This is a genomic window from Loigolactobacillus bifermentans DSM 20003 (assembly GCF_001434575.1).
GTDB lineage: Bacteria > Bacillota > Bacilli > Lactobacillales > Lactobacillaceae > Loigolactobacillus > Loigolactobacillus bifermentans.
In genome coordinates this window covers 30364-45110 of the sequence record NZ_AZDA01000091.1, presented here as the reverse complement: position 1 = coordinate 45110, position 14747 = coordinate 30364, and the positions used below count along the sequence as shown (strand labels likewise).

Below are 14747 nucleotides of genomic sequence, written 5' to 3'. Positions count from 1 at the left end.
AATTATACTAAATCAGAGTCTCTATTTAACTTGTACACTTTTTATTCTAGGCCCACTTATTATTTAATGTGATTCAACTTTTACAAATAGACCATTCCATATATAATAACTACATGATATATGCGGAGAGGCGTGAACTATTTGAATTTACATGAACTTCTAGAAAACATAATGAACAATTACAATACTGAAAAAAATAATCCTTTTAAGGGAAACAACATAGCATCGTTACTAAAAAAGGGCTTAACTGACATTGTAAGTTCTGATTTACTTAATGGTTCTCTTGTAACGAAAGGATCCGGTGGAAAGGGTAGATGGGCTGTTATTCCGTGGATCGGCATTTTTGATTCTATAATTTCAACTAGTGCTTTAAGAGGATTCTATATCGTCTATTTATTTTCAGCAGATATGGAACGAGTCTATCTTTCACTAAATCAGGGTTATACCTTTTATAAAGAAACTTATAGAACAGAAGCGCTACATCAAATAAAAAAAACTGCTTCATCTTTTCAGCATCATTTAACGACTCAAACAGAACGAATGCATTTCGAAAACTTGAATCTAACCAATCATATAAAGTTTGGCACAGACTTACCAAAAGGTTATGAAGTTGGTAATATCTTAAGTATCGAATATACTAAGGACGAATTACCTTCAAACGATATCTTAATCAGTGATCTAAAAGACATGATTATCTGCTTCTCCGAATTAAAAAGCCAATTACTTGATAATACAAATTTTTCACAAAGTGTCGATTTTATTTTGTATGAAGATAATGGTTATTACGACCTATCACAACAAGAATTACAAACTTTATCAAAACGCATTCCAAATACAAAACTCACAAAAGTGGCATACACACCAAAGTTCCAAGCCCAGAACATTGATTTTTCACAAAAGAATAAGGCCAATGCTAAGATTGGTTACTTGGGTGAGAAATTAGTACTAGCAAACGAAAAAAAGGCATTGAAAAAATATCCTGATTTACAAAACCGTGTTAAGCACGTGTCACATGTTGAAGGAGACGGACTCGGTTACGACATTTTGTCTTTTGATAAAGATGGCAACAAAAAATACATAGAAGTTAAAACAACCACTAGTAACGAAAATACGCCGTTTTTCATCAGCCGTAATGAATTAGCTTTCGCAAAAGGTCATGCTGCCCACTATTTCTTATATCGACTTTATAACTTCAGTAAATTACTTACTTCAGAAAATATCGATTATTTTACAATTACAAACGATATCGAAACATTTTGTCAGTTAGAACCAGTAAGCTATATAGCCTTGCCACGATAAATTTCTATCATAAATAAGACACAGCAGCCTTGAAATATAAACGCTGTTGTGTCTTATTTACTAATTTGAAATAAAATCAAGCCAAGATTTATAATTCTTCGTGCTAATTATAAATAATTTCTTGATTTTATTTATAATCTTAAACTAAACATATCAATTATTACTTTTAACTTGTAACGAAACAATATTTACTATTGCTTGCCGTATTAAACGTTTAAATGAAATTAAATCAGGAACAAGTTCAGCTTCTGATGTGTATTTATCTGCCTTATCACCATGAATAACATAATCTCTAGCATCTATCATCTCTTTCAAAAGATCAGATGTAGTAGTGATATTACCATGCGTGCTTCCTTTTATTATTTTGTTTGGATCATCGAGCAGTGCTGTTAATCGCTCTAATTTTTTAAACGCACACTTTATTTTCTTCCCACCTTCACTGTATCTCGCATCGCGATAATAGGATTCAATTGCAGATACTAACGTTATAATTTGTGTGTCTACTGGAACGCGAAATTGATCAACAATCAAATAAGACTCAACAAGTTTCTGTAATTTGTCATCATGAAAATACTGCATCAAGATCTCTTGAAATCTATCACTAATTTGTTGATATGGGATAGCAAATCCTGAAATCTTTTCCTCGACATAATCTGGTAAAAAAGACTGATTCAAAAGCCAATTTTCTTCCTCATTCCTCGGTGACAAGTTCTCTTTAATTCGATTATAGGATTGATCACTATTAAGAACAATCCGACTAATACCGACGGCCTTACCAGTTAATATTTGGAATAAATCTCTGACAGCCACAGCTAATCTATAAGTAAATTCTCTAGTTTGTATTTCATCAAAATTTAGGCGAACAAACATGTATGCAGTTTTTTCAAGAAAGTGCATCGGATGCCTTTCTTTTCCTTCTGCACCTACTGTTAGTGAAAATTTAACATTTTCAAATGTTAAATCAGAAAATTTTAAAGACTCCATGTCCTTCCATTCTTTCTCAGGTCTAAAAATACCAAACCAAGAATAAATATGATCAAGTGTTAGTTTTGCTTGTTCTACACCTAACAAAAGTACATGTTGCTTTACAATCGAATAATCACTAACAATCCATTTAGAAATATCACCACCAAAATGATCATTAGCCAGATGAAAACTTGAATCCATTTTAAAATATTTATGAAATACAAATTGTAAAGAACCATCCCAAGTACTGGCATACCAATCATGGCTATCTTCTTGAGTATCTATCATATCACTACCGTTATATATACTTTCCGAAGAATCATAATCTTTTTTAGTTGGATTATCAGATAATTCTAAATAGGTTTCCCCATTCATACGAACCAACAGCCCAGCGTATCTATTGTCCGGATCAATCCCTTTAATTCCATTAATTTCAATTAACTCATACCCAACATAAACAGGAAATGAAAAATCATCTCGCATATCATAATCAGTAAACTTCTTCTTCACCATCCCTGCACCCTCACTTTTTACATTTATTCCCGATATTCTCCATCATCCTCAGCAACCTTTAACTCCACCTGTCCCGCAACTTGAGCCTGTAACAACGCCCGTTGCAACTCCGGATCAACAGCATACAAATACAAACCGTGCACACCACGAGTAAGTAGAACGTTTAATTCGTTTTGTAACAACTCGGCGGACACATCATTTTTACTTTTATCTGCAAAAGTACGCTTCATAATGGCCTGCCGGTTACTGCTTTTGTCAGGATTAAACTGAATTTTGCCATTACGGTATTCCACAGATGGTCCGATAATAACCCCAGTATAATTCAAATCAAAACCTTGGATGGTATACGTTGAGCCGACTTCATCAATAGTTTGTGGCTGTTCTGCCCAAGCCAACTGATTAATTTGTTTATGGTCAGCGCCGTCATATTTTAACTGCAAATTCCAAGGTTGCTCAAAGTCTGCCGTTTTCACCGTCCAATAAGGGCGGTCTGCTGGCGCCTTTTGATTATAGGCCCAGTCAAAAGTAGCCAGTACCCGAGACAAACCAGCTTCTTGATGAGTAGCTTTACGTTTAATCGCTTCGTACATTGCCTGAGGTGACGCAAACACTTTTAGGTCAAAATCGTCCTGATCTTGGGCAGGCATTGGCGTTACAAGTTGCTCATGCGTCAATTGTTTCAGCCACTTAACGGTTGCCGGTCCGGCTTTAATACGCAACTGATTTTTCAGTGTAATTAAATTATCGTCTTGTTGCGCCAACGCCTGAATTTTTTGCAAGGTTTTCGGTTCCCAGTATCCATTAGAACGGAGCACCTGATGCTGGTCAAAAACCGCAATCACCACCCGAGCACGTTTTAATAGATCAAACAACTGATTATCGCCTTTATAAGACTGCTTGCCTTGGGTCCATAATAAATGAGACTCATCTACTAGCACCACATCAACCGGTTCTTTAGGATCATGACTGTAAATAAAATGCGTGGGTTTGGTCACTCGTTCTGCTTGTTTTTTCGGCAGATCTTTCACTTTAAAAAGCCTTAACGTAGTCATAATCTGCTGATAAACCTTAAGTTGCTGGTCATGATTAATCAGTAAATAAGCCGACAAAAGTGGTCGGGTCGCGTCATCATCCCGAAACTGACCTTGTTTGGTGAGTTGCCCTAACAGCTCAACAAATAATGTACTAAGTAACACTGTTTTACCAGACCCAGCTTCCCCCTGAATCAAAATTAACTGGCCTTGTGTTTGTTTTTGTAAAGCCGTCATTACCCGTGTGAAAATTTGATCCCGTGCAGTTAATTGTTCATCAGTTAAACGATGAAACGGTGATGCCTTATAGAGTGCGGTATTTTTAATAATTTGCTCAAGCGGAAAAATAGTGGCGTTGATTTGATGTAATTTATCCCAAACCTTGCCAAAAATAGCGTCTTTTTCTTCAACTGGGTAATAAGCACCTTGGGGATTTTCTCGGCGATTATTTAGCAGTAAATGTCCTAAATATTCATTACCAGATAAGTACAGCATTAATTGGTTTTCAACATCCAATGTCAGCGACTTATTAAAATGTTCATGTCCGATGACAATCATGTTTACATTTTGATGATTCTTAAACGCCTGCCAGTCTTCTCGCTTTTTAGGATCCTCATTTAAATGCTGGGCAGTACGATTTTGGATGTTGTTAGTTTCACCTACATAAACCGCTGCCTCATCTTCAATGACATAAACTGTCGGATAAGTGAGGAGGAACTGTTGCTCTGATTCTGGGCCTTGTTGCAACTGATCGGCCACAGCGGAATGATAATCAATTTGCTTCACGATTGGTGCAGCAACGTCTTGTGTTTGCGTCATTTTGTGCCTCGTTTCTGTTCAAATTGCCAATGACGTTTTTTGTTTTGTGCCAGCTTCGCTTCAACAATTTCATTAGGATCAACCTTTAGCTTTTCGCACATGTAATACGCATAAGTTAAAACATCCGCTAACTCAAATTTCAGTTCGGTTTTATCCTGTTGCGTCAACGCCTGATCATTTTCTTTCCATAGAAAGATTTTCTCAACTTCGGACGCTTCAAGCCCCAGCGCCCGCGAAAGGTTCGTTAGCGTATGAAAATCTTGCCACTGCCGCTGATCACGAAACGCAATCAAATCGGCGATTACTTTTTCCGTTTCTGTTGACATTCGATTGCCCCACAGTCTTTGTATTTTTAATATTTATTTTACACAAAACAGCTGAAGATCATCTATCATCATATTACCCATTATTTTTCAAACGGACACTTAACACCTTTCTTCGATCCTTACGCCACTTAGCTGGCCTAAGGATCGGCTCAAACAACTGCTGCCCTGCTTTTGTACGAACCAGTGCCCGCATAATCGCACGACCATAAACTTGATAACCGTTCCAAATCACATTACCTTTAGTATCTTTTTTCAGCAGATCATTGTCGTCGTACCGATTATATAAAATAGCAATCAGTTCACCTAAAATCTCCGGTGTCCCATCATAACGCATTATACGTTGTTGTCGAAAATAGTTCGCGCAAATTTGTGCGTTAGTTGCTTTCACCTGATAAAATTGTTGATGTAATTTTTCCAAACCAACGCGACGATAACGGTTGTTTAATTTTCTTAAGGCAACAGTATTCGTTAATGCGGCCATCATCTCTGCTGTCGCTAGTTCATTCAACTCCATCGGAAATTTAGGAACCAGTGCATAGTTGACCAACAATTGATATTGATGTTGAACAGCATCTAAAAAATAACGCCCATAAGCAGTTACTGACAGTGTAGAATCCTGGTGCCATTCCAGTATTTTAAGATCCAACATTTCGTTGATCCATTTTATTAAGTTGTCATCATGCAGTTCGTGTACAAAACTTTGATCCTGATATTCTAAATAATAATCATCAAAATACACTGGTTTTTCAAGCCTGGTAATAAATTGGATAAACAATGAATATTGTTGTAATGACGTGATACGTAGCTCTCTTGTAAAGGCCGTTAAATCGCCTAACAAGTGTTTCAGGGGCTTGTAGTCCATCTCCAAAATTGGTAATGGTACCAGGTCTGGTCGCCAATCTGTCATCACCCACCGATATTGTGCCAGCACACCAATACCACCTTGTGTAAGACTAACGCCTGCCCACTGATAATAATGTGGATCATCACCATTCACTAGTAAATCCATTATAATTAATGTTCGAAATTTACGACAAAACTTAAGGGATAAATGAATCTTAGTACCATGATGCTTACCTGGCTCACAAATAATTAACGCATCATCTTTGAAAAAAATCGTATGTTTGCGTTGTGCCTGTTGAATAAACGCTAATAACAAGAAATCTTGGAATTCAAGCTGAATGTACTTTCTTGCCTGTGTTAAAAATTGTGTAATCGCATATTGCATGGTTAAGAAACTTTCAAAATGAGAGGTAACGAAACTCCACTGCAACTTTGCAGGTAGTCCCTTTTTTTGATAATGATTGCTAATTCGCACAGAAAAACAACGATCACCGGATATCACCCAATAATATTGACTAGCGGAAGACTGTGAGTAAGTGTGTCCCACGACTCGATAGCCTTTTGGTATCGCTGCTTCTAGCGTGGCGCGTCCTTGTTTTGTGAATTTTCCCCAAGTCATTTGATACTTATCATATTTAAAGTTGACCTGAATCCAATCTTGAAACACCATTGCCGCTTCCCCCATTTTATTTGTTTTACAACCGTCCTTGTATATTCATTACGCTATATTTTATTCTACACGAAACAATGACTAGTGATCATCTAAAGAAAAAGCCCTGCTGATATTTGCTATCAACAAGACTTAAAGCATCCGACTTACGGTACTTTTTCCATTCATCATAGTGAATATGAGAATTGCACCGGCATCTTCGTCCTCATATTCAGCATCGCAAAAAATCATTCAACTACAAATAAATTCATTTAATCTCGTACCACTTCATTACAGGCCAGTGCGGGTATCTCAGTTTCGCCATCTTCCGTAGTATAAGTAAATGTTCCAGCGCCATAGCCCTTAACAGTAATTGTATCGTCCTCAACCATTCGAGTACCACTCAGGCTACTTGGATTATATTCAACCATCATTGGTTGTGATTCATCATCATCAATTGCCATTAACAAGCCTTGCGTATCATCATCACCGTCAATAGTTTGAACGACGGTGCCATTTAAGGAAATGCGTTTCTCCTTATATGTATCTGTATCATCTACTAAATCAGTATAATCAACTGATTTATATTTGATCATTGATGCTAAATCTTCGTCAGACTCATCCGTGCTGTCCGTATCTGTTGACTTCATTACATATGATGTCTTACTACTGATGCTTGCTTTTTTAGCACCACACCCTACTAATCCTAACATCGCAATCCCAACAATACTCAATTGAATCCATTTCTTCATAAAAATCCTCCAAGTCTCCAGTGTTAACCCTAACATCCCGCTAAAAAGTATATCAAACAACGACAATGCAATAAACACAACTTTGGTTTGGATTTAGTTCACTGAATTACGAATTAAATGTTTTAAGAGAATATAAAAGCGAATTATCTTTTCAACAATGTATCAAACTAGCACCACATTTCTGTATAATTAAGAATAAAAAAATAATTACTGTAAAGGAAATTTTATGAACTGGATAAAACGATTTATTACCGGAGAAAATAATAAGACTCAAATTTCTACATCTCCTCTAGAGGAACACAAAATTACAGCTGAGGAAATAGACCCTGTGAGAACACCATTACCAGATGCAGATGCTATACAGGACAGAGTATTTTATGGTATAGATATATCCATCACATCAATTGTACGAATCTTACGCGCCAACAACGTTGACGATATGGCTGATATTTTAAAAAATATGATTCCAATATTTTCATGGCTTTTTTTCGATAAACAAATAAATAACATTGGTGGAAAATTTTTAAATGCTGATTCTGATGAAGCATCACCTTGCCCAGCTTATTGGCATTATGAGTGGATTACATTGAACCGCTGGCCATTTCGTAGTCAAGTACGTAGTGAGTTTTACAAGGCCGCACAAGACATTAATATCTATGCTTGCCCCGACTCAGAATTTGAAAAAGTTCTAAATACAAGATCTCACTATGAAAGAATAGTTGATGAACTAAATAGCCTAGACCCTGATGTATATAGAACATCAAATGACTATCGAAACAGTGACATTAAACTTTTTGAATTTCTTATGATAGGACATCAGTATCCTCACCTTAACTACCTAAACGAACGGATATTGTTACGAAACACACTACTCAAGGTAACAGACTTTGAGGAGGCTTTCTTTACTCGCTATCATCCAAAACAATACAGAGACGTTCTATCCTTAGCCGACTACTCAAATATCATACATGTACAAGCCTTAAAAAATCTCGATTTTAATATTATTGCTGGCGTCATTAATAAGTTTAAGGATCCTGTCATGAGAAATGATTTGTTGGAAATCGATTCATTCAGCACGTTATTACTCACGGATCTTAATGACACGTTGACATCAATTATGAAAACATTTGATTTCGTAGACGAATATGCTAAGAAATTGCGAGCAGCAAAGGCTGAGCATAAAAAAGATATGGAACGCGCTAAAATCATTGAGCATTTAAATGAACATATTAAACCGCTAGATAACTATCGGGACGGATTTAAAATTGAAAATATCGAATATCCGAAGGACTTAAATAATAATTAATTTAAACTAACCACGCTCCACATACATCTCACTAACGTGTAAATACTGATAAAGAATCGCCGTTACCAGCATAGAATTATATGTTGATAACGGCGATTCTTTATATTCCTAATTCTTGATATAAAATTGTTGGTAATATCATATTAAACAATTAAACCAACCTAATTCCGAGTGATTTTCGAAGCATAAACATCTGGTGCAGTTACTTTTGTACCACTGACCGTTTCATAAGAAGCTGTCTCCATGCCATAACCGTTCACTGTAATATTATCGCCTTCAAGTAAACGCTCGCCATTCTGAGTGGATTTACTACCATAATTTACCACGACCACGTGATCAGAATTACCATCCATTTCAATCACGGCATCATTGTATTTTTTATTTTCAATCGTTTGTAAGACAGTCCCTGTGATTTGTAGTTTTTTAAAACTATATTCTTTCGGGTTACGACTTAACGTTTCGTAATCAATGGGGTCATAATTTTTTGCCTGACTGGTAGCTGTATTTTCTTTAGTATCTGATTCGGATTTTTTGTCTGATTCAGGCTTTTTTTCTGATTCAACTTTAGCAGTAGTATCATACTTGATATCTGCTGTATCAAAATTATTAACTTTGCCCTTTTCATTGGTTGCTACAAACAAGCCATCCTCTTCAGAATCGGTAAGTCCAGTGACGTGTAACGTAAACCTACCTTTTTTGTCTGATTTGGTTGATGCAAGCGTATGGTACTCACCATCATTGATTTGTGCAACAATTTTCACATTTGGGCTAGCTTCACCTGTAACGGTACCTTTGCCATTTGCATCTGGATGAAGCACAAAATTGCCGCTTTTACTATTTGAATCCAAATCAAGTTCTAAATAACTGTCATCCGGTCCATACTTTGTTTTGACTTTGGTCACATCGGATTTACTCTTCTTATTTTCCGCGGTAATCGTATATGCCGTTTCATCCGCAGGTAATTTTAGTGTAAAACGGCCATGCTTATCCGACTTTGTTTTGATCATATCATCAGATTCTTTTGAATAAGCAATGACCGTCACATTCTTAGACGTCTTCCCTTTAAATACCTCTAAAAGGTCATCATAACAGCCATGCCCTATCGAATCTGTTAATTGATACTGATGCGTCTTATCGAAACTCACCTGCTTCGGTCTGCATCCTGCTAGCCCTAACATCGCAACCCCAACAATACTCAATTGAACCCATTTCTTCATAAAAAATCCTCCAAGTCTCCAGTGTTAACCCTAACATCCCGTTAAAAAGTATATCAAATAGCGACAATGCAATAAACACAACTTTGATTTGGATTTAGTTCACTGAATTACAAATTAAGCGGTTTAGCTAACACAACAAAAAAACGGCCATAACCCTAGAGAAATGGTAATCCCAAATCACCATTTCTCTAGCTGTTACAACCGCCTTGACGCTTTATATAAATGTTACTTATTGATTATTATCAGTAACTCCATTACTAGCCAGCACCGGAATTCGCGTCTCGCCATGCTTCATATTATAAATAGCCGCACCGGCACCATAGCCTTTAACACTTACGGCTTCACCTTCAACCACGTTGGTACCGTTCAGGTGACTGGCAGTATATTCAACCATAATTGGCCGTGTTTGATCACCATTCATGGCTAACACGAACCCATTGGCATTATCGTTATGAATGACTTGCATGACTGTACCACTAACGGCAAGCCGCTTTTGTTGATAACTAGCAGTATCGCTGGCTAAATCTATATAATCAACTGAATGATAAGTTAACTTTTCACTGGACTGCGCTGAGCTGGCCCGAGCGGCCGCTTTTACCACTTGTGTCCCATTTTCGTTGCTCTTAACATGCTGTGTGCTAAAACCGGCTAAGCCGACCATTGCAACGCCAACCATACTGAATTTGATCCATTTATTCATGGTAACCTCCAAAATTCTAAATACCTAAAAAACAAACTGCCAAAAATTATAACAAAGATTACAAATGAAATAAATCATAATGATTTTAAAATAAAAAAACAGAATGCCATCCACCTGCGTAAGTTAATAATAGGCGCGGCAATAAAACTACTTTTTAGCAGCCACACCAACTCCGTGCTCAACCTTAATTTGAAAAAAGTTGAAATAAAAAAAGCAGAAACAACTTGTTTCGACGAATATTGTTTATAAGCGGGCAAGGAAAGCAGTTCGAGCACAACTGCCCCCGCCAGCGGGAAAATCTTCTAAGTCAGCTGTTACCAGAAAAATCGTGCCCGTTTTCCCAAAAAAGTTTCATTCAAAAAAACAAAAGACGATTTTTCTACGTAACTTATTAATAGCAGGGGACAACTGACGTGGAAACCCAGTTCCTGTTGTTGAATTTCTGTTCCACCTTGATTGATGCCAGGAAAACGAACTTGAACCTTCCTGCGCATCTTTTATATGATAAGGCCTTGGCGCGGGAACCAGGCCTTATCACCTAACAGTTAGGCAGCCTATTTTATTCGTGGAAAAAATGAAATGGCACTTGTCCTGCTGCTTAATTGATGTTCGGTAGGTTGCGGTTATCCAACTGAAATTCTGGCCTACCGATCATCCTTTCACTTTTGAGTTGTTTGTCTGGATGTTCTTCTTTCACAATTAGCGTCAGACAAGCGTCGCCTGAAGCTCATCCCTTCACGCGACACAAAAATAACGGTCTGCTCTCCAGCTATTAGGAGAACAGACCGTTATTTGAATTTATTTTAGAAATAACGATACAAAGTTAAAATACAACGATGGCTTGTTTAGTACAACGTTACCAGACATCGAATGGGATTTAGTCTCGCACAACTTTTAAAGCACTGCGGTAAGACACATTGCAGTTACCAAAATCATTTAAACCCCCGCGCAATGGCAATCAACTGGTTCAAACTAGCTGCCAGCTCGGCGCGGGCCGGGGCGCGTTGCTTGAGTAGAATAAAGTCAAGGTCGCTCATGGCGATATTCACCAACAGGAACCCGGTGAAACTGTTAGGGTCAACGCCAAGGACTTGTTGGTAAATGGCCGCAAACAGGCGGCGGCACTGGGCGTCAAAGCTTTGAGTGCCTAACGAGATCAGGCGTAGTTTGCGAATGGCAACGGCCTGTTGGCTTAATTGTGCGATCACCGTCTCGGAAAACAACTGGTCGTGTGCGGCTTTGGCGGCGGTGACCATCCCGCCTTGGACCAGGGTGGCGCGTAACAGGGCCACTTGGTCTGTGATCACCTGTTCTGCTAAGGTAAACAAACTTTCGTAGTGCGCGTAAAAAGTAGTGCGGTCCACCTTGCTCAAACGCGCCAATCCGGCTACCGTTAGCGTTTCAAACCCTTGCTTCGTGAGTGCCGCCATAAAAGCGCGGCGAATATCTGTATCCGTTCGTTCAAACCGATGATCTGCCATTAGTACCCCTCTTTGTCATTTTTATTCGACAGTCTGTGGTGTTACACCACAACTGCTTAATGGTTGTTGTTCTCCATTTTACACGTTCCTGCTATGCTTTTCATGCAATAGGAAAGGAAGGTTTACGATGACAGACTTAAAAATTGAGCTCACCATTGACGACACTCCTGTGACCCAGGCTGAACTGGCCAAGGTTCAAGAATGGCGTATCAAACATGTACTGCAAGAAATGAAGGCGTTAGGGGCGGCCATCCCGCTTAGCGCCAGCGCTATCAATTGGTTGCCCTACCCTGACGCCAAACAACTTTTATTGGCGACCAAGGCCAAGTACGCCGACCTTGCGGCCATGCAGGCTCTTTATCAAGCGCCGTTAGCCACTGCTGACAAATTTTGGAAAGACGTAGCGGCCCGTTCCAACGGCAACCAAGACCTGCAGGAAGGTAAGGTGTTGCTACACGTTGAAGGCATTGCCATGCCGCAGCTTCAAAAGGTCATGGGTGCCGAACTTGGCAGTGATTTTGCGGCCCTGATCAACCCGGAACACTTCTATTCCACAGGTAACACGATCACCGGTCAGCACATTATTGAAACATTCGGTTGCTTTGGTGAACCTACAGAAATGAACCTGTATCCTGAAACAGGCGACTTTAAGCCTACCACACCTGATTCCACTTATCCGCTGCAAATGAACGGTTATGTGACGCTAGCAACGGATGATGACCCGTTAGGCTACGGCTGGCGCGCTTATCATCAGATTCGCCCAACGGCCAACGGTTTTGATGCCATCTTGGCGGCTTACCTGCCTAGCGCCACCCCAACCGAGATCATCAACGGCCACAAATGGCATTTAGCGGTTGAATTTTCAGAGCTGATCAAGTTTGCGGCGGCCCAGGCTTAGCGGCTGCTGACACATTTTTAAGCATTGGTCAAACCCGGTATGGCTGTATTGTCATAGCGGGTTTTTGCTGCAGTAAAAAGAACCGACCCCGTCAGGCCAGTCCTGTCTTTCACACGCACGAATGGTTAGCCTACATCAAAACAGTGCCGCTAGCCGTTGCATAATGCGCCGCTGCCGTTCGAGGGAAAATACTTCGTCTGAGCCGGCGTAATACCGAATGGTCGTTAAGGCGAAATTAACCACAATGGCCTGTTCCAGCGGATCATCCGTGTGCCAAAACGCCCGTACGCGTTGAGCCAGTAACACGCTAAATTGATGTTCAAAATCGAATTCTGTCGTGTGAATGGTCAACAGCGCCTGCAATAACCGGCCTTCATGTTGCGGCGCGATTAATGTATCGATCATGGTCTGTAGGTCTGCGTTTTGATCGGTCAAACGTGCTTTAAGCGACGTCGCATACTGATCCAGTAACGTTTGGCCTAATTTTTCCGCAAGGTCGTACTTATCTAGATAATGCGCATAAAATGTTTTACGGCTGATCTTGGCATCGATTGCCAGCTGGCTCACCGTTACCTGATCAAACCCATTGGCCAAGACGCGGTCGACAAACGCTTGCGTGATCCACGCCAAGGTGCGTTCCGTTCGTAAATCCATTTGCTATCACCTCCTGCAACATTAGGTAACACTTTTGCCTCAACTATAACATAACTCACATTTGGCAACCGATTGACCCTCTACAAAACGGCCCAGTCCCGTTAAACTAGGGCTATCAATTGAAGGGGGTACAATTTATGCAAGCACGCTTAATGGATCAACCAGCAGATTTCAAACGGCTCGGGATCAACCCGGATCAGGTCGAACCTTGGGAAGAAGCCCGGCGCGAACCGCCTGCTCCAGGGCACAACGAGGTGTGGTACTTTGATGCCACCTTTGCTGATGGCAGTAAAAGTGTGGTGGGTTTCCGCCCGAAAGACCCGGCCAAAATGGCCACCGCCACTGACTCACCAAACGTTAACATCATGCTCACCACCCCAAATGGCGCCACCCGATCGGACTTCCACTACTTTACAGCAGCTGAAGCGACCACTGGCACCACAGTCGGCTGTGATTTACAATATGGCACCGATACTGCCAAAGGTGACTTTAAAACTTACGACATTCACGTTGCGCCTACCAATGGCGTTGGCTGTGATTTACATTACGAGGCCTTAACAGCGCCTTTCCGACAAGGAACTGGGATCGTTGCGTTTGGGGACCACGATGAAGACCACCATACTGACTTAGCGGTGCCTAAAAATAAGGTCACCGGAACGCTGACTTATGATGGGGTGGCGCATCAAGTCACCGGACTGGGCTACCACGATCATCAGTGGATGACCACCAACCCGATCAGCTTATACCACCACTGGCTGTGGGGCCGCATGTACACCAACCGCTACACCGTCTACATTTATGACTTCGTGGCGGCACAACGCTACGGCTTTGCCCAACTCCCCATGTTTGGATTATTGGACAATGAAACTGGCAACCTGCTCTTTGAAACCGAGGGGCAGTTCACATTGGCCAAAACGCTGTCTCGACAACCCCAACTGAAGCGTGACTTTCCTAAAAACAGCCATTACGTTTTCACCAACGCTGACGGCGCCAGCGTTGATTTAGCCATCACGTGGCAAGACGAACTGGAAGTCCGCGACATGTACACCAACTTGCCCGCCTCTGCAAAGCAGCAATTTGACGCCATAGGGGCCCAGCCGGCTTACATGCGCTACTACGCCAAAGGCACCGTGAGCTACACCGACGCAACCGGCCGTCAAACTACCAGCCGCGGCGACATGATCTACGAGTATGCGTATCTAGGCAAACCTGATCCTGGCGCCCATATTTAACTGCCCTTAAACCAGTTGCGGCAGCGTTGCCCGCTAATTTTCATTCCCCTAAACGAGCACT

At 40.4% G+C, this 14747-nt stretch carries 13 protein-coding genes; 4 read left to right on the top strand and 9 right to left on the bottom strand.

All coding sequences use genetic code 11. The features are described from left to right. Positions 1-141 precede the first annotated feature (141 nt). On the top strand, positions 142-1299 hold the full coding sequence (locus tag FC07_RS10125) for an MrcB family domain-containing protein (RefSeq protein WP_162255875.1): 1158 nt from the start codon (positions 142-144) through the stop codon (positions 1297-1299). Between the two features lie 153 nt (positions 1300-1452). Here FC07_RS10125 and FC07_RS10120 read toward each other — a convergent pair whose 3' ends face one another. From FC07_RS10120 to FC07_RS10100, 5 genes are all read right to left on the bottom strand, one after another. Next, complete coding sequence (locus FC07_RS10120; protein WP_057904988.1) at positions 1453-2778, bottom strand: hypothetical protein; 1326 nt, start codon at positions 2776-2778, stop codon at positions 1453-1455. A 23-nt stretch (positions 2779-2801) separates the two neighbouring features. Next, a complete protein-coding gene (locus tag FC07_RS10115) occupies positions 2802-4628 on the bottom strand; it encodes a DUF2075 domain-containing protein (protein ID WP_057904987.1) in 1827 nt (608 codons plus the stop codon). After that, positions 4625-4954: a nucleotide pyrophosphohydrolase gene (locus tag FC07_RS10110; RefSeq protein ID WP_057904986.1), complete on the bottom strand. Its 330-nt coding sequence runs from the start codon at positions 4952-4954 to the stop codon at positions 4625-4627. The genes FC07_RS10115 and FC07_RS10110 overlap by 4 nt, the downstream gene beginning before the upstream one ends. Before the next feature lie 73 nt (positions 4955-5027). After that, positions 5028-6467 (bottom strand): hypothetical protein, encoded by a 1440-nt coding sequence (locus FC07_RS10105; protein WP_057904985.1) that lies wholly within the window; start codon positions 6465-6467, stop codon positions 5028-5030. 251 nt (positions 6468-6718) lie between these two features. Next, a complete protein-coding gene (locus FC07_RS10100; RefSeq protein WP_057904984.1) occupies positions 6719-7198 on the bottom strand; it encodes a hypothetical protein in 480 nt (159 codons plus the stop codon). Positions 7199-7424: 226 nt separating this feature from the next. Between FC07_RS10100 and FC07_RS10095 the strand changes: the two genes are divergently transcribed. Further along, positions 7425-8504 carry a hypothetical protein gene (locus FC07_RS10095; protein ID WP_057904983.1) on the top strand — a complete coding sequence of 360 codons (1080 nt, stop codon included), beginning with the start codon at positions 7425-7427 and terminating at the stop codon, positions 8502-8504. A gap of 161 nt (positions 8505-8665) precedes the next feature. Here FC07_RS10095 and FC07_RS10090 read toward each other — a convergent pair whose 3' ends face one another. From FC07_RS10090 to FC07_RS10080, 3 genes are all read right to left on the bottom strand, one after another. Continuing rightward, complete coding sequence (locus FC07_RS10090) at positions 8666-9721, bottom strand: hypothetical protein (RefSeq protein WP_057904982.1); 1056 nt, start codon at positions 9719-9721, stop codon at positions 8666-8668. 229 nt (positions 9722-9950) lie between these two features. Beyond that, positions 9951-10421: a hypothetical protein gene (locus FC07_RS10085; protein WP_057904981.1), complete on the bottom strand. Its 471-nt coding sequence runs from the start codon at positions 10419-10421 to the stop codon at positions 9951-9953. A gap of 932 nt (positions 10422-11353) precedes the next feature. After that, positions 11354-11902 (bottom strand): hypothetical protein, encoded by a 549-nt coding sequence (locus FC07_RS10080; protein WP_057904980.1) that lies wholly within the window; start codon positions 11900-11902, stop codon positions 11354-11356. A 127-nt stretch (positions 11903-12029) separates the two neighbouring features. On the opposite strand from FC07_RS10080, the gene FC07_RS10075 reads away from it, so the two are divergent. Beyond that, positions 12030-12800 carry a hypothetical protein gene (locus tag FC07_RS10075; RefSeq protein ID WP_057904979.1) on the top strand — a complete coding sequence of 257 codons (771 nt, stop codon included), beginning with the start codon at positions 12030-12032 and terminating at the stop codon, positions 12798-12800. Positions 12801-12935: 135 nt separating this feature from the next. On the opposite strand, the gene FC07_RS10070 is transcribed toward FC07_RS10075, so the two are convergent. Next, positions 12936-13454, bottom strand: coding sequence for a TetR family transcriptional regulator (locus tag FC07_RS10070; RefSeq protein WP_057904978.1), 519 nt, complete (start codon positions 13452-13454; stop codon positions 12936-12938). Positions 13455-13591: 137 nt separating this feature from the next. Here FC07_RS10070 and FC07_RS10065 point away from each other — a divergent pair, with 137 nt between their 5' ends. Then, positions 13592-14686, top strand: a complete 1095-nt coding sequence (locus FC07_RS10065) for a lipocalin-like domain-containing protein (protein ID WP_057904977.1) — start codon at positions 13592-13594, stop codon at positions 14684-14686. Positions 14687-14747 lie beyond the last annotated feature (61 nt).